Origin of the sequence: Streptomyces sp. SA15, assembly GCF_002291145.1 — a bacterium.
GTDB lineage: Bacteria > Actinomycetota > Actinomycetes > Streptomycetales > Streptomycetaceae > Streptomyces.
In genome coordinates this window covers 85,646-101,081 of the sequence record NZ_NTGE01000215.1, presented here as the reverse complement: position 1 = coordinate 101,081, position 15,436 = coordinate 85,646, and the positions used below count along the sequence as shown (strand labels likewise).

General features: G+C 73.1%; 14 protein-coding genes and 3 pseudogenes. 7 read left to right on the top strand and 10 right to left on the bottom strand.

Annotation, left to right across the window (positions count from 1 at the left end):
* Positions 1-186, bottom strand: a pseudogene (locus CLM62_RS53385) (hypothetical protein); the annotation flags it as partial.
* Here CLM62_RS53385 and CLM62_RS46440 point away from each other — a divergent pair.
* Positions 117-2,003 (top strand): annotated as a pseudogene (locus tag CLM62_RS46440) (SpoIIE family protein phosphatase); the annotation flags it as partial. The pseudogenes CLM62_RS53385 and CLM62_RS46440 sit on opposite strands and share 70 nt — an antisense overlap.
* Positions 2,004-2,026: 23 nt before the next feature.
* Here the strand turns inward: CLM62_RS46440 and CLM62_RS46435 are convergent.
* Positions 2,027-2,425 carry a nuclear transport factor 2 family protein gene (locus tag CLM62_RS46435; RefSeq protein ID WP_095755941.1) on the bottom strand — a complete coding sequence of 133 codons (399 nt, stop codon included), beginning with the start codon at positions 2,423-2,425 and terminating at the stop codon, positions 2,027-2,029.
* A gap of 69 nt (positions 2,426-2,494) precedes the next feature.
* On the opposite strand from CLM62_RS46435, the gene CLM62_RS46430 reads away from it, so the two are divergent.
* Positions 2,495-3,058, top strand: a complete 564-nt coding sequence (locus tag CLM62_RS46430; protein ID WP_095755940.1) for a PadR family transcriptional regulator — start codon at positions 2,495-2,497, stop codon at positions 3,056-3,058.
* Between the two features lie 5 nt (positions 3,059-3,063).
* On the top strand, positions 3,064-3,789 hold the full coding sequence (locus CLM62_RS46425) for a class I SAM-dependent methyltransferase (RefSeq protein WP_095755939.1): 726 nt from the start codon (positions 3,064-3,066) through the stop codon (positions 3,787-3,789).
* Between the two features lie 39 nt (positions 3,790-3,828).
* On the opposite strand, the pseudogene CLM62_RS46420 reads toward CLM62_RS46425, so the two are convergent.
* The 3 genes and pseudogenes from CLM62_RS46420 to CLM62_RS46410 all read right to left on the bottom strand — a co-directional run bounded on the left by CLM62_RS46420 (position 3,829) and on the right by CLM62_RS46410 (position 6,483).
* Positions 3,829-4,994 (bottom strand): annotated as a pseudogene (locus CLM62_RS46420) (serine hydrolase domain-containing protein).
* 105 nt (positions 4,995-5,099) lie between these two features.
* Positions 5,100-5,504 (bottom strand): nuclear transport factor 2 family protein, encoded by a 405-nt coding sequence (locus tag CLM62_RS46415; RefSeq protein WP_095755938.1) that lies wholly within the window; start codon positions 5,502-5,504, stop codon positions 5,100-5,102.
* A 10-nt stretch (positions 5,505-5,514) separates the two neighbouring features.
* Positions 5,515-6,483 carry an acetylxylan esterase gene (locus CLM62_RS46410; RefSeq protein ID WP_095755937.1) on the bottom strand — a complete coding sequence of 323 codons (969 nt, stop codon included), beginning with the start codon at positions 6,481-6,483 and terminating at the stop codon, positions 5,515-5,517.
* A gap of 103 nt (positions 6,484-6,586) precedes the next feature.
* Here CLM62_RS46410 and CLM62_RS46405 point away from each other — a divergent pair, with 103 nt between their 5' ends.
* The gene (locus CLM62_RS46405; protein ID WP_095755948.1) at positions 6,587-7,966 is read left to right on the top strand and encodes an 8-oxoguanine deaminase; all 1,380 of its coding nucleotides are present in this window, start codon (positions 6,587-6,589) and stop codon (positions 7,964-7,966) included.
* A gap of 36 nt (positions 7,967-8,002) precedes the next feature.
* Here the strand turns inward: CLM62_RS46405 and CLM62_RS46400 are convergent, their stop codons facing one another.
* The 3 genes from CLM62_RS46400 to CLM62_RS46390 form a co-directional block, all read right to left on the bottom strand.
* Positions 8,003-8,587 (bottom strand): hypothetical protein, encoded by a 585-nt coding sequence (locus CLM62_RS46400; RefSeq protein ID WP_095755947.1) that lies wholly within the window; start codon positions 8,585-8,587, stop codon positions 8,003-8,005.
* A 186-nt stretch (positions 8,588-8,773) separates the two neighbouring features.
* The gene (locus CLM62_RS46395; RefSeq protein WP_095755936.1) at positions 8,774-9,544 is read right to left on the bottom strand and encodes a ferredoxin reductase; all 771 of its coding nucleotides are present in this window, start codon (positions 9,542-9,544) and stop codon (positions 8,774-8,776) included.
* The gene (locus CLM62_RS46390; protein WP_095755935.1) at positions 9,537-10,142 is read right to left on the bottom strand and encodes a sulfite oxidase-like oxidoreductase; all 606 of its coding nucleotides are present in this window, start codon (positions 10,140-10,142) and stop codon (positions 9,537-9,539) included. The genes CLM62_RS46395 and CLM62_RS46390 overlap by 8 nt, the downstream gene beginning before the upstream one ends.
* A 255-nt stretch (positions 10,143-10,397) precedes the next feature.
* Between CLM62_RS46390 and CLM62_RS46385 the strand changes: the two genes are divergently transcribed.
* The 3 genes from CLM62_RS46385 to CLM62_RS46375 all read left to right on the top strand — a co-directional run bounded on the left by CLM62_RS46385 (position 10,398) and on the right by CLM62_RS46375 (position 13,048).
* Positions 10,398-11,321, top strand: coding sequence for an NADP-dependent oxidoreductase (locus tag CLM62_RS46385; protein ID WP_095755934.1), 924 nt, complete (start codon positions 10,398-10,400; stop codon positions 11,319-11,321).
* Entirely contained in the window at positions 11,318-12,052 is a 735-nt protein-coding gene (locus CLM62_RS46380) for a GNAT family N-acetyltransferase (RefSeq protein ID WP_095755933.1), read from the top strand. The genes CLM62_RS46385 and CLM62_RS46380 overlap by 4 nt, the downstream gene beginning before the upstream one ends.
* Before the next feature lie 186 nt (positions 12,053-12,238).
* A complete protein-coding gene (locus CLM62_RS46375; protein ID WP_095755932.1) occupies positions 12,239-13,048 on the top strand; it encodes a putative protein N(5)-glutamine methyltransferase in 810 nt (269 codons plus the stop codon).
* A 20-nt stretch (positions 13,049-13,068) separates the two neighbouring features.
* Here CLM62_RS46375 and CLM62_RS46370 read toward each other — a convergent pair whose 3' ends face one another.
* Both CLM62_RS46370 and CLM62_RS46365 read right to left on the bottom strand, forming a co-directional pair.
* On the bottom strand, positions 13,069-14,553 hold the full coding sequence (locus CLM62_RS46370) for a GMC family oxidoreductase (protein ID WP_095755931.1): 1,485 nt from the start codon (positions 14,551-14,553) through the stop codon (positions 13,069-13,071).
* A gap of 96 nt (positions 14,554-14,649) precedes the next feature.
* Positions 14,650-15,411 (bottom strand): sulfite exporter TauE/SafE family protein, encoded by a 762-nt coding sequence (locus CLM62_RS46365; RefSeq protein ID WP_095755930.1) that lies wholly within the window; start codon positions 15,409-15,411, stop codon positions 14,650-14,652.
* Positions 15,412-15,436 lie beyond the last annotated feature (25 nt).

The window sequence follows — 15,436 nt, the reverse complement described above, 5'->3', positions numbered from 1 at the left end:
CGCGCGCCTGTCCTTGGGGGTGTCGGCCCAATTGCGCCGCCCGGCCGATGTCAGCCGGCGCAGACCGCGGGTGATTGTGATCAGCGGCTGGAGAACGTCGGTGGCGCTGTCGGCCGCCGTCCGGGCCGGCTCCGGCCGCCTCGTCGGCCACGGCACTCCTGTCGGCCCTGCCGGCTCCGCAGGCATCGGTGGCCGCGCCGCCCTTGACCATCCCGCCCGCGCCCTCGTCCACCGACGCGGAGGCCGACGGGGACGTCATCGGCGCCGACGGCCGGCTGCTGCTCGTCGGTGAGCCCGGCGTCGGCCGACTCGCCGTACTGGCCCGCAGGCGGCTGGAGCTGCTGCACGAAGCGAGTGTCCACATCGGCACCACCCTGGACGTCACCCGCACGGCCGAGGAGCTGGCGGAGGTGACCGTGCCCTGGTTCGCCGACTTCACCGCCGTGGACCTCCCCGACGCGGTGTTGCACGGCGAGGAGCCCGGACTGCTCGGAGCGGACACCGTGCTGCGCCGGGTCGCGCTGGGCGCCGTGCACGAGGAGTCCCACCTGTACGGCGTCGGCGACGCGGTCGACTACGTCCCGTCCACCCCGCAGGCCCGCAGCCTGGAGAGCCGGCAGTCCGTCCTCGAACCCGTACTCGTCGAGGCAGGCGGCTGGCTCGCCCAGGATCCGCCCCGGCTGGAACGGGTGCTCGCGGCAGGCATCCACTCCCTGATCACCGTGCCGCTGCGGGCGCGCGGCGCGACCCTCGGCGTGGTCAGCTTCTACCGCTCCGAGAAGCCCGCCCCCTTCGAGGAGGACGACCTCTCGCTGGCCCAGGAACTGGCCGGCCGCGCCGCCATCTGCATCGACAACGCCCGCCGCTGGACCCGTGAGCACAACACCGCCCTCGCCCTCCAGCGCAGCCTGCTGCCCCGCGGCCTGCCCGAGCAGAACGCCGTCGACGTCGCCTACCGCTATCTGCCCGCACAGGCCGGCGTGGGCGGCGACTGGTTCGACGTCATCCCGCTGTCCGGCGCCCGGGTCGCGCTGGTCGTCGGTGACGTCGTCGGCCACGGGCTGCACGCCGCGGCGACCATGGGCCGGCTGCGTACCGCCGTGCACAACTTCTGCTCCCTGGACCTGCCACCCGACGACCTGCTCACCCACCTCGACGACCTCGTCGGACGGCTCGACCGGGGCGAGGGCTGGGCGGTGGAGAACACCCAGGCGGACTCCGGCATCGTCGGAGCCACCTGCCTGTACGCCGTCTACGATCCGGTGTCCCGGCGCTGCACCCTCACCCGCGCCGGGCACCCCCTCCCCGCGATCGTCGGCCCCGACGCAGCCGTGGAGTTCGTCGACCTGCCCTCGGCGCTGCCGCTCGGGCTCGGCGGGATGCCCTTCGAGACCGTCGAGCTGGAGCTGGCCGAGGGCAGCCAGATCGTGCTCTACACCGACGGCCTGATCGAGGACCGGCACCGGGACCTCGACACCGGCCTCGACCAACTGCGTACCGTGCTGGCCCACCCCGACCGGGCACCGGAGGACACCTGCGAGGCCGTCCTCGACGAGCTGCTGCCGACCCGGCCGAGGGACGACGTGGCCCTGCTCGTCGCCCGCACGCACGCCCTGGGGTCCGAACGGGTCGCCCAGTGGGAGCTGCCCAGCGACCCTGCGGTGGTCTCCCGCTCCCGCGCGGCGGTCACCGACCAGCTGGCCGCCTGGGGCCTGGACGAGATGGCCTTCACCACCGAACTCGTCGCCAGCGAACTGGTCACCAACGCCATCCGGCACGCCGCCGGCCCGCTCCAGCTGCGCCTGCTCCGCGACCGCGCCCTGATCTGCGAGGTCTCCGACGGCAGCAGCACCTCGCCCCGGCTGCGCCGTGCCCGCACGGAGGACGAGGGCGGGCGCGGACTCTTCCTGGTCGCCCAGCTCACCGACCGCTGGGGGACCCGCTACACCCCGAACGGAAAGATCATCTGGACCGAGCAGGCCCTGCCCCGACAGCCCGTGTGACGCGGGGAGCGGTCGGCGCCCGCTCAGGCGAGGCGTGCCTCCGCCTCCTCGGTGATCCGCTCGAACTGCGCGCCCATCGCCGCCGCCAGGGCCTGCGCCCCCGACAGCGGACGGACCATGACCATGAAGCGGTCGATCAGGCCGTCCTCGTCGAGGTGGAGGAAGTCGCAGCCGTCGACCTCGCGGTCGCCCACGCGGGCAGTGAAGACCAGCGCGTGGTCGCGGCCGTCCGGGCCGCTCAGCTCACGGACGTAGCGGAGGTCCTCGAAGACTCGTGCCGCACCCCGCAGGATCGCGGCGGTGATGGCCTTTCCGGCGTACGGCTTGAACACGACCGGACTCGTGAAGACCACGTCCTCGGCCAGCAACGCCTCGGCCGCGTCGAGGTCGTGCGCCTCGACCGCCTCACGGAATGCGCGCATCGAAGTCTCCATAGTCAATTAGTTGAGTAGGTGCGGAGTAGATTAGTCACCTCCTGCTAGCGTGTCCATATGTCCCTGAAGTACGCCGTCCTGGCCGCCCTGCTGGAGGGGGAGGCCTCGGGTTACGAGCTGTCCAAGGGCTTCGACGTGTCGCTCGCGAACTTCTGGCCGGCGACGCCGCAGCAGCTCTACCGGGAGCTGGAGCGCCTCGCCCAGGACGGGCTGGTCCAGGCCCGGGTGGTGCGGCAGGAGCGCCGGCCCGACAAGCGCATGTTCACGCTCACCGAGGCCGGCCGCCGGGAGCTGAGTGCCTTCGCCGTCGCACCGACCCGGCGGCCCACCGCCCTCAGGGACGAACTCCTGATCAAGATCCAGGCCATGGACGGCGCCGACCCGGAGGCGACCCGCGCGCTGGTGGAGGAACGCGTGGCCTGGGCGCGCGGGAAGCTGGCACGCTACGAGCGCGTGCGCGAACGGCTCCTCGACGGACGGACCGAGGAGGAGTACCTGCGGGACGCCGACCGTATCGGCCCGTACCTCACGCTCATGGGCGGAATCGCCTTCGAGAAGGAGAACCTGCGCTGGTGCGAGCGCGTTCTCACAGTCCTCACACAGCGCGCTCCTCTAGGCTGACCCCGATGTTCAGCCCCGAGGGTCCCAGTCTGCGCGAACTCGCCGTTCAGGCGCTGTCGTCCGTCGAGCGCGGATACGACCTGCTCGCCCCGAAGTTCGACCACACCCCCTTCCGCACACCCGACTCGGTGCTCGACGCCGTCGGCGCGGCGCTGGGCCGGCTCGGCACCTTCGACCAAGGACTCGACCTGTGCTGCGGCACCGGTGCCGGGGCCGAGGTGCTGACCCGGGTGTGCCGACACGGGGTGACCGGGGTCGACTTCAGCGCCGGCATGCTCGCCGTGGCGCGGGAGCGCGTGCGGTCCGCGAGGCCGCGCGTCTCCTGGGTGCGCGCGGACGCCCGCGCGCTCCCCTTCGCCCCCGCCTTCGACCTCGTCGTGAGCTTCGGGGCGTTCGGACACTTCCTGCCGCGCGAACTGCCGGGCCTGTTCACCCAGGTCCACTCCGTGCTGCGGCCGGACGGACGCTTCGCCTTCCCCGTCGTCGCGCCGCCGCCCCCCGCGTCCCGCGCCTACTGGATGCTGTTGGGCTTCGACGCCGTGATGAGGGTGCGCAACGCCGTGTGGCGTCCGCCGTTCGTCATGTACTACCGGGCCTTCCGGCTCCCGGACGTACGGCGGGAGCTGGAACGGGCCGGATTCCAGGTGGAGTTGCACCCCCTGCCCGAGTTCGGGCGGCGGCGGGACGGCAGCCCGCGGGTCCGGATGGTCGTGGCCCGCCGACTGCCGTGACCGAGCCTGTGCCGTGCAACCGCCCGCCCTGACCAACCGTCACAGCACGCTGTACAGGGCGTCCACGAGTGCCATCTTCCGCGGGTCGTCGGCGATGTGAGGCCCCATACGGTTCATCACGTAGCCCAGCGACACCCGCGCCTCCGGGTCGGCCAGACCGCACGAGCCGCCGAAGCCGTCGTGTCCGAAAGCCCGCGGATTGGGCCCGTAGGAGTTGTTCGGGCCGCTGAGCCACAGACCGAGCCCGACTTCGGTCTCGCCCTCGAAACCGGCACCGAGCACCAGGTCGCGGCAGCTGCCCTGTCCCTCGCGGACCCGCTCGGCCGCCTCGGGGGAGATGATGCGGTGGCCGTCGTAGGAGCCCTGCCCCGCGAAGACGCCGTAGAGCGCGGCCACGGCACGTGCGGTGCCGTGGCCGTTCGCGGCGGGGATCTCCGCGGCTCTCCACTCGGGCGTGTTGGCCTCCGCCGCACCCACCGCGGGATTGCCCAGGGCGGCCAGCGCCGCCGGCCCCAACTGGCTGAAGATCGCCGCCTGTTCGCTGCTCGACGCGGCCGGCGGATGCACCAGTTCGGCCGCCCGCCCGGCCTCCTTCTCCGGCAGGCCGATGCGGAAGTCGATCCCGAGCGGCCCGGTCACCTCCCGCTCCAGGAACGCCCCCGGCAGCAGTCCCGAGACGCGCCGCACGACCTCCCCGACCAGGAAGCCGTAGGTCAGCGCGTGATACCCGGATCGCGTCCCCGGCTCCCACCAGGGCTCTGTCTCCGCCAGCCGCTTCGTCGTCAACTCCCAGTCGCAGAGCTGGGCGAGAGTGTGTGGCTCCCGCAGGCCGGACAGCCCGGACCGGTGGGACAGCAGATGCCGTACGACACCTTCTCCTTGCCCGCCGCGGCGAACTCCGGCCAGTACACGGCCACCGGCGCGTCGAAGTCGAGCAGCCCCCGGTCCGCCAGGATGTGCGCGCACAGCGCCACCGGGCCCTTCGACGTCGACCACACGTTGACCAGCGTGTCGCGCTCCCAGGGGCGGGTGCGCGCCGGGTCGGCCCAGCCGCCCCACAGGTCAGCCACGGTCTCGCCGTCGACCGTGACGGTGACCGCGGCGCCCAGTTCGCCGCGGTCCCGGAAGTTCTCCTCGAACGCCGTCCGTACCGCCGCGAAGCGTTCATCGCAGTGGCCGTGGACCGCTGGTACGTGCTGGGACATGGACCCTCCGTCGTCCGTCGGGAACCCCGGGCGGTGACATGGCGACCCGGGCGCCATGAACATACCGACTGGTCGGACAGCGCGGAAGGGTAGGGGCAAAGCGGCTCAGTGGAAGAACAGTGATCCCGTCGGCTCCCGGTGCCCCTCGGCCACATGCCAGTAGTCGCGGGTCTCGACGGCCAGGCCGGCGTCGTCGAACCGCACGAAGACACAGCCGGCGAGCGTGGACGCCGAGCCGCCCTCCTCGGCCAGCACCCGGAACTCAGCCACCGCGACCCCGTCCGCGCCGACGACGGGAGCCGAGAACCGCACGTCCGTCACCCGCTCCTCGGCGAACGACCAGCGCAGATACTCGGCCAGCCCGTCCCGGCCGCGGTGCGGCTCACGGAACGGCATGGAGCGGTGGACGCAGTCCTCGGCGTACAACTCCAGCAGCGCCCGAACGTCATGTGCGGCCCAGGCGCGCTCCCAGACCCGGACGAACCGCTCCGCGGCCACCCCCGTCTCCATGCCCGGTCCCTCAGGCGTGGGAGCGCAGCCAGCGCAGCTTGGCCGCCTCCTGGTAGGGGCCGCCGCCCTCGTGGTCGTTGAAGTCGTACACCTCGATCGCTTTCTCGTCGTGCGCCCAGGCGTTGAACGCCGCGAAGACGGTGGACGGCGGGCAGGTCTGGTCCTCCAGAGCCGCCGAGAACAGGGCGGGGGCACGGCCGCGGGCCGCGAAGTGCACGCCGTCGAAGTAGGAGAGCGTACGCAGCGCGTCCTCGCCGCGGCCGCGGTGCGTCTTGAGGTAGAGGGCGATCTCGCGGTACGGGTGACGGTCCGTCACCGTCACCGCGCGCGGGTAGTCGCACAGGAACGGCACGTCCGGCGCGACCGCCGCCAGGTCCGGGACCAGCCCGCCCACCGCGATCGCGATGCCGCCGCCCTGGCTGCCCCCGAGGGCGACCGTGCGCGCGGGGTCGGCCAGCGGGTGGGAACGGGCCGCCTCCACCGCACGCACGCCGTCCGTGAACACCCGGCGGTAGTAGTAGTTCTCCGGGGCGTCGATACCCCGGGTCATGAAACCGGGGTAGGCCGGCACGCCGCCCACCGGGTCCGCGGTTCCGCCACCGCCGCCCCAGCCGCTGCCCTGGCCACGCGTGTCCATCACGAAGTGCGCCCGGCCCGACGACGCCCACAGCAGATGCTCGTGCGGCAGCCCGCGCCCGCCGCCGTACCCGATGAACTCCACGACCACCGGAATCGGCGCGGAGACCTCGGCGGGGATCGTGAACCAGCCCTTCACCGGGTGGCCACCGAACCCGGCGAACGTCACGTCGTAGACCTTCACCGTGGACAGGCCCGTGTCGACGAGTTCGAAGCGCGCGTCGAGATCGTGCTCGCGGGCCTCCTGAAGCGTCTTCGACCAGAACGCGTCGAAGTCCTCGGGCTCGGTCGACGCGCTGCGGTACTCGCGGAGCTCGTCGAGGGGAAGGTCGAACAGGGCCATCTGGAACCGCCTTTGTGAAGAGGGCGTGCGGATGATCACACCGTACGTGGGTGGTCGGACGACTCGCCAGGTCTTTGCCTCGGTACGCGCCTACGATGACGACATGACGTCTGCCGCCGAGGTGCCGGTCAACGCGGTCGAACTGCTGGTCAGGGACGCCGAACTGCTCGTCGTGGACGGCGAGCGGGAGATCCCGGGCGGCTGGGTGGCCGTCACGGGAGGTCGGGTCACCGCGGTCGGTCCGGCCGGCAGCGAACCCGAGGCCCGAACGACCGTCTCCGCCGTCGGGCGCCTGGTCACCCCGGGCCTGGTCAACACGCACCACCACATCTACCAGAACCTCACCCGCTCCTACGCCCCCGCCGTGAACGGCTCGCTCTTCGACTGGCTGACCACCCTGTACCCGCTGTGGGCCGCACTCGACCAGGAGGCCGCCTACGTGTCGGCCTACGTCGGCATGGCCGAGCTGCTGATGGGCGGCTGCACCACCTCCTCCGACCACCTCTACGTCCACCCCCGCCCGCGCCTGGTCGACGCCGAGATCCGCGCCGCACGCGACATCGGCTTCCGCTTCCACGCCACCCGCGGCTCCATGACCCGCTCCGTGGAGGACGGCGGGCTGCCGCCGCGGAGCGTCACGCAGACCGACGACGAGGTCCTCGCCGACAGCGAGCGCGTCATCAAGGCGCACCACGACCCGGAACCCGGCGCGCTGGTACGGGTCGCGCTCGCGCCCTGCTCGCCGTTCTCGGTGACGAAGGGGCTGATGACGGCCACCGCGGAACTCGCCGAGCGGTACGACGTACGGCTGCACACCCACCTCGCCGAGGACCGCGACGAGGACGCCTACTGCCTTCAGACCTACGGCTGCCGGCCCGTGGAGTACTTCGAGGAGACGGGCTGGATGAGCGACCGCACCTGGGTCGCCCACTGCATCTACCCCAGCGAGGACGAGCTGCGCCGCCTCGCGGCCGCGGGCGTCGGCGTCGCGCACTGCCCGAGCTCCAACATGCTGATCGGCGGGGGCACCGCCCGGGTGCGCGAGATGCGCGAGCTGGGCATGCCCGTCGGCATCGGCTGCGACGGCTCCGCCTCCACTGACCACGCCTCGCTGTGGATGGAGACCCGCGGGGCGCTGCTGCTCGGGCGCTACCGGGGCGGGCCCGGCGCGATGACCGCGCGGGACGCCCTCGACCTGGCGACGCGCGGCTCGGCCCGCTGTCTGGGCCGCGCGGACGAGCTGGGGCATCTGCGGCCCGGGGCGTGCGCCGACCTCGTCGTCTGGGACCTGCACGAGGTCGCGCTCGCCGGTGCGTGGACCGACCCGGTGGAGGCGTGGCTGCGTTGCGGGCCCGCCCGCGCGTGGACGACGGTGGTCGCCGGCCGCGTCCTCGTCGACCGGGGCGAGCCGGTCCTGGCCGGGCTGGCGGACGCGCTGCGGACGCACGGGGGGATCGCGCGGCGGATGCAGCAGGGGGTGTGAACGGCACCTCGTCCCGGCGGGCGGGGACCGGGCCGGTCATGCCCGGCGGCGGGTCCACTGCGGCTCGGTCAGGGCCCACTCCCGTTCCCAGGCGGCCATCCGGCGGTGGTTGAGCGCACCGCGCGCGACGGAGCGGACGAGGAGCACCCCCGCGACCGCGCCTCCGGTGGCACACAAGCCGAGGGTGAGCGTGTGCTGCCAGACCGCGCTCTCGTCCGGCGGCGGGAGCACACTCCGGCCCTTGCCGTCGAACCACACGTCGATCACCTCACCCCGGTGCGTGCCCGCCGGGACACGTGCCGTGCCCGTCCGCAGGCCGCTGTCGGGATCGGTCCAGCGCACGGTCGCGCGGTAGGCGTGCTCCCGGCCGCCCTGCACCGAGGGCAGCGAGTCGGGGGTCCGGCCGAGGACCTCGGCACGGACGCGATGGCGATCGGCACGCTGTTCCGCCGCGACCGCCCGCGCCTCGCCATGGGCCCACCAGCCCGCGACCGCGCCCGCCAGGGGAGCGCCCACGAACAGCAGCAGACCGACGGCCACGACCATCCATGCCTCTAGGACGTCCGACCGGCGCCTGAGCGGATTGCGCCGCCAGCGCCAGCCGCGCACCCGGGTTCGCATGTCGACCTCCGCACCGCGCACGTCTGCGAGCTCCCACACGGGTACCCCCACTGGCCTCCTTCACCGACGATCACCACAAGTGACCGCCGGACAGGAGTGCCCAGCCGGGTCCCGCCGAAACGCCGGGCGGTACGGGGACGGACGCCGGAGGCCGCCGAACCGGCCAGGAGGTGACGGTTCCGCCCGTCAGCCGAAGCGTTCGATCCGGATACGGTCCACGGGCTGGCCGGCCTCGACGAGCAGCCGCGAGGCGTGCTCGGCGAAGGCGTTGGAGCCGCACACATAGGCCTCCCACCCACCAGGAGGCTGCTCGGCCAGGAGCGGCGTCACATGTCCGGCCGCCATACGTCCCACCGGCACACCCTCCGGCGCGCTCCGCGTGAACACGGCCGTCGTCTCCGCTCCCACCTCCCGCGCGTAGACGAGCTCCCGCGGGCTGCGGGCCGACACCAGCATCCGCAGCGGCACGGACAGGCCGCGCATCCGGTGGTGCCGCACCATCGACATCAGCGGTACGACCCCGGAACCGGCGCCGATCAGCAGCGCGGGCCGGTCGCCGGGCCAGGCGAAGAAGCCGCTCAACGGGCCGCGCACCTCGACCTCGTCACCAGGCCTGGCCACCGTGTGGAACCAGCCCGAGACCTCACCGCCCTCGACGTGGTCCAGGGTCAGCTCGATGTGCCCCGAGTCCTCGGGCGCGGACGCGATCGAATAGTGGCGCTGCGCCACATAGCCGTCCGCGGCGACCAGCCGCAGCATCAGGTGCTGACCGGGCAGATGACCCGCCCACGCGGGCACCGCGAACCGGAACGTGGACGCGTGCGGGGTCTCGCGGCGGATCTCGGTGAGCGTGGCCGTCTGCCACACCGAGGCGGCCCGGTCGCTCACGGCGATCCGCCCGGGCACGGCGAACCGCGTCGGGGGAGTGAAGGCCCCGGGAGTGAAGGTCTCAGTCACCGGAGTACCGCTGCTCCTCCCAGGGGTTGCCGCGGGCGTGGTAGCCGTTCTGCTCCCAGAAGCCCGGCTCGTCGTGGTCGAGGAGCCGCAGGCCCGCGATCCACTTGGCGCTCTTCCAGAAGTACAGGTGCGGCACCAGCAGCCGCGCCGGACCGCCGTGCTCGGCGGCAAGCGGCTTGCCGTCGAACTCCCAGGCGATCCAGGCCCGTCCGCCGGTGAGGTCGGCGAGCGGCAGGTTCGTCGTGTAGCCGGTGTGCGAGTAGGCGACCGCGTGGGTGGCGGACCCATGTGGCCGCACCACATGGAGGAACGCGTCCAGCGACACGCCCCCGAACCGCACTCCGAACTTCGACCAGCTGGTCACGCAGTGGATGTCGCCCTCGTACGCCGACGCCGGCAGCTCGTGCGCCGCCTCCCAGTCCCAGGTGTGCGGCTGCTCCACCAGGCCGTCGATGCGGAAGGTCCAGTCGGCGGGCGCCAGTTCAGGGGTGACCTCCGCGGACAGGACGGGCCAGTCGTCGCCCGCGTCGTACTGGCCGGGCGGCAGCCTCGGATTGTCGATGCGGGCGCGCCCGGTGAAGCCTCGGGTGACGTTCATACGGTTCCAGCGTGACGACGGTGGTGATTGCTTACGCGGTCAACCGTACGTGCATGTCAGGCACGCCCGGCGCGCGGGCCGGCCCCGGGATCGTGAAGACCGTAAGAACTTGAAGGCCGTATGAACTCTCCGGCGTCCGGGGAATAGCGGACCGCCGATCTTCCTTGCCGACTGTTGCCACATCCGGTGGTCCTTTAGAACTGGTGTCCCGGCGCACAAACCGGTGTCCCGGCGCAGCGAAGGAGAGTGGGAGCAGTGCCCAAGGCGTATGTCTTCACGCGGTACGGCGGACCGGAGACCGAGGCCCTCGTCGAGGTGGACCGGCCCGTCCCGGGCCCCGGACAGGTCCTGGTCGCGGTGCGTGCCGCGGGCGTGAACCCCATCGACTGGAAGCTGCGCACGGGCTACCGCCGCCCCGGGAGCGGCGAGCGCGTGTTCCCGGCCGTCTTCGGCAGCGAGGTCGCCGGGATCGTCGAGGCGACCGGCGACGGCGTCGAGGGATTCGCCGCGGGGGACGAGGTCTTCGGCAATACGGTGGCCGGGGCCTACGCCGAGTACGCACTGCTGCCCGCCGCGGTGACCGCGCACAAGCCCGCCGCGTTGGACTTCACCGACGCCGCGACCCTGCCCGTAGCCGCCGCGACCGCCTACGACGGGATACGCCAGCTCGACCTGCCTTCGGGGGCGACCCTGCTGGTCACCGGCGCGGGCGGCGGGGTGGGCGCGGCGGCCGTGCAGATCGCCCGGGCCTTCGGACTGGGCGTCGTCGGCGTCGCTAGCAAGGGAAAGAAGGACTTCGTCGAGTCGCTCGGGGCCGTGCACGTGCCGTCCGGCCCGGGCTGGGCCGAGCGGGTGCGGGCGGCCGCGCCGGACGGCGTCGACGGGGTCTACGACCTCGTGGGCGGCGAGGTACTGGCCGAGGCGGCTCTGCTGCTCACCGACCGGACGAAGCTGATCACGGCCGGCGCCCCGCCCGAGGAGGTGGAGCGGCTGGGCGGAGCCCGCGTGGCCCGGGCGCGCACCGCCGCGGTCCTGGAGGCGGTCGCCCACCTCGTGGTCAAAGGCGAGCTCGACCCCCACGTCACCCGGACGTTCCCGCTCGACCGGGCAGGCGAGGCCCTGCGCACGGTCGAGGACGGCCACGCCCGCGGCAAGGTCGTGATCGAGGTCGCCCGATGACCACCGAGGCACCGCACACCACCGAGGCCCCGCGGACCGTCGACGCACCGCACGTCCTCGACAACCCCGCCCTGGCCGCCCTCACCGGCCCGCACGCCCACTTCGCCGAGCGGCGCGGCCGGGTGCTGCGCTACCCCGTCGACGTCACGCCGTGGCTGGCCCTGCCCGACGAGCCCGACACCGACGACTGGGCCGACGTCGCGGCGCTCGCCGGCCCCGAGGTCCCGCTGCTCGGCTTCCGGGGGCGGGTCCCCGACGACTGGGAGGTCACGGAAAGGATCGAGGGCGTGCAGATGGTGGACGACGGTGTGATCCCGGCCCCGGACCCGGAGGCGGTCCGCCTCGGCCCCGCCGACGTGCCCGAGATGCTCGACCTGGTCGCCCGCACCCGGCCCGGCCCCTTCCTGCCCCGCACCATCGAGCTCGGCACCTACCTCGGCATACGGCGGCACGGTGCCCTCGTCGCCATGGCGGGGGAGCGGCTGCACCCGCCGGGCTGGACCGAGATCAGCGCGGTCTGCACCGACCCCGTCGTCCGCGGCGAGGGCCTGGCGACCCGGCTGATCCTCGCCGTCTCCCACGGCATCCGGGAGCGCGGCGAAACCCCCTTCCTGCACACCGGCGCCGGCAACACCAACGCCATCCGGCTCTACGAGTCCCTGGGTTTCCGGCAGCGCCGTACGACGGTGTTCGCAACGGCGCGGGCACCGCGGCGGTTCCCGGTCGCGTAAGACGACTTGGCGCGTTGGGGTACTGTGTGGCCTTCCGGCTGCGGGCGGTCCCAGCCGTGAAGTACCGAGGAGGTGAGACCCATTACCGCACTGTCAGGTCGGGTGCTCTCTCCTCGAACCGGCGCGGATCACCGCCGTAGGTGACCGCGGGAGCGCCCTTCGGCTTCCGAAAGGCTCTCGGCTTTCATGCCTCCACTTTCCCCGCAGTCGCCGTCCCCTTCTCATGCGTCTTCTCGTGACTCCGTCGTAGCCGCGCTCCGTGCCTCCGGCTGTGTCTTCGCCGAGGACGAGGCGGAGTTGATCCTGGCCACCGCGCGCACCCCGGACGAGCTGGCCACCCTGGTGGACCGCAGGGTCGCCGGTCAGCCCCTCGAACTCGTCCTGGGCTGGGCCGAGTTCCGCGGGCTGCGCATCGCCGTGGAACCCGGCGTGTTCGTGCCCCGCCGCCGTACCGAGTTCCTCGTCGAACAGGCCCTCGCCCACGTCCCCGACGCGTCCGTCGTGGTGGACCTGTGCTGCGGCTCGGGCGCCGTCGGGGCCGCGCTGGCCGCCTCGCTCGGCCGGATCGAGTTGCACGCCGCCGACATCGACCCGGCCGCGGTGCGCTGCGCCCGCCGCAACGTCGCCGCCGTCGGCGGCCACGTCCACGAGGGCGACCTGTTCGACGCCCTCCCCGGTGACCTGCGCGGCCGTGTCCACGTCCTCGCGGCGAACGTGCCGTACGTCCCCAGCGGCGAAGTCGGGCTCCTGCCCGCCGAGGCACGCGACCACGAGCCGCTGGTCGCGCTCGACGGAGGCACGGACGGCCTGGACGTCCTGCGCCGGGTCGCGGCCGAAGCGCCCCGGTGGCTCGCCCCCGGCGGCTGTCTGCTGGTCGAGACGAGCGAACGCCAGGCGCCGACGGCCGTCGACGCCTTCAACCGCAGCGGCCTGGAGACCCGCCTGGCGGTGTCCGAGGAGATGTACGCCAACGTCGTGATCGGCACCAGCTCCTGAACTTGAGACGCCGTCAATTCTCATGACGCGGACCACGCCGCGGCGAACCGCTCGGCGAGCATCAGCGTGGGCAGGTTGGTGTTCGCCCGCGGAATGCCCGGCATGGTCGACGCGTCCACGACGTGCAGCCCGTCGACCCCACGCACGGCGCCCCGGGTGTCGGTCACGGCGGACGGGTCGTGCTCGGGTCCCATCCGGCAGGTACCGACCGGATGCTGATACGAGGCGGTCTGCGCGTGCGCCATGGCCGCGAGGTCGGCGTCCGTGGCGTCACGGACCGGCCGCCCTGGGGTCAGCAGTGCCGCCAGCGGCCCGGTATCGGCGATCTCGTGTGCGAGCCGGATGCCGGCCACCATGCGGTTCAGATCGTCGGGGTGGTCCAGCAGACGAGGGTCGATGGCGGGCCGGTTGTCCGGGCCGTCGGCGCGGAGCCGCAGGGTGCCGCGGGAGCGCGGGGCGATCACCGCGACGAGCAGGTGGCACAGCGATTCGCCGTCGACCGCCATCGGCCCCGCGGGAAAGATCTGCAGGTCGGGGCCGGCCTCCTCACCGTTGCCCGCACAGGTGAGCATGGTCTGCAACGCGGGTGTTCCTTCCGGCACGGTGGCGGCGAAGGGCAGCCGCAGCAGCGGGTGATCCCGCAGGTCGCGCCCGACGCCGGGCAGGTCGACCCGCGCCTCGATCCGGGCCTCACGGAGTTCCTCGGCCGGGCCGATGCCGGAGCGCAGCAACAGCAGCGGCGACCCGTACGCGCCGGCCGCCAGCACGACGAGGCCGGCGTGGATGGTCTCGGCCGGCTCGGCCAGTCGCACACCGACGGCACGAGTCCCCTTCAGCACCACCTTCTCGACGAGCACACCGCCGCGGACGGTGAGGTTGGGCCGCTGCCGCGCCGCCGCGAGGTAGGTCAGCGCGGTGGACTGGCGGACCCCACCGACCTGGTTGAACGGCATCGGCCCGGCCCCGTGCGCGCCGGGGGCGTTGTGGTCGGCGACCGCGGGGTACCCGGCGGCCACGCAGGCGTCCGTGAACGCCCGCTGCACCGGCGTCAGTTCGGCGGGACGGGGGCGCTTGACCGGCACCGGCCCCGCGCTGCCGTGCCAGTCGTCGGTGAAGTCCAGGTCTCGTTCCACGGTGCGGAAGTACGGCAGCACATCGGCGAAGCCGAGGCCGGGATTGCCGAGGTCGGCCCACGCGTCGTAGTCGGCGGGTTGGCCGCGCAGCGCCATCGCGTTGTTCGTCGCCGAACTGCCGCCGACCACCCGGCCCGCGAACAGGGGGACGCGCCTGCCGCCGGCACCCGGCTCACTGGTGTACCCCCAGTCGTAGGAGGTCTCGGTGAGGTCGTCGGCATCGGCGATCTCGGCGGGCTGCTCCCGCGCCGTCGTACCGAAGTCCGGGCCCGCTTCCAGCAACAGCACCGAGCGGTCGGGATCGGCGGAGAGACGATCGGCCAGCACCCCGCCCGCCGAACCGGCACCGACGACGATCAGGTCGTATCCCATCGCTGCCCTACCCTTTCCTCGCCTTCGTCGGTACAGCCGCAGCCCTCACCGGCTACCGCCGACCGGCCGACTGAAACACCCCGCGCCCCTGCCGAGTCACCCGCGAAGGAAGTACAGGACCGTCATGGTCACGGCGGTCGTCAGGACGGCGCCGCGCAGCAGCCGGGCCGGGAGGCGGCGGGCGAGGTGGGCGCCGCCGAAGCCGCCGGCCACCGCGCCGGCCAGCATCGTGGTGAGCACCAGCGGAGAGCTGAGGGCGTCGGAGGCGACGAGGAACAGCGCGGTCGCGCTGAGATAGACGGCCGCGACCTGGGCGACCCGCATCGGATTGCCGGCCGCGGCGTCGAGACCGAGGCCGATGCTCCACAGGGCCAGCATCATGATGCCTACGGCACCGCCGAAGTATCCGCCGTACACGGAGAGCAGGAACTGGCCGGCCAGTACGGTCCTGGAACCCATCCCGAGCGGGCGGTCCAGCGCGCTGCTCAGCGCACCGGAGACGCGGCGCCCGAACGCCAGCAGCACCGTGGCGAACGCCAGCAGCCACGGCACCGCCGCGTCGAACGCCTCCGACGGCAGCGCCAGCAGCAGGCCGGCGCCCATGCCGCCCCCGATGACACTCGCCGTGGTCAGCGCCGTCGTGGAAGTGGTGCCGACCGGGGCGAGTTCGCGACGGTAGACCCAGGCGCCGACCACCGAGCCGGGGACGAGGGCGATGGTCGACGACGCGTTCGCCGTCACCGGGGACTGGCCGACCGCGACCAGCGCGGGCAGCGCGACGAACGTGCCGCCACCCCCGACCGCGTTCAGCGCGCCGGCGGCGACACCGGCCAGCAGGACGAGCAGCGTCTCGGACACCCGCCGAGCATCGCCCCGTGACCGG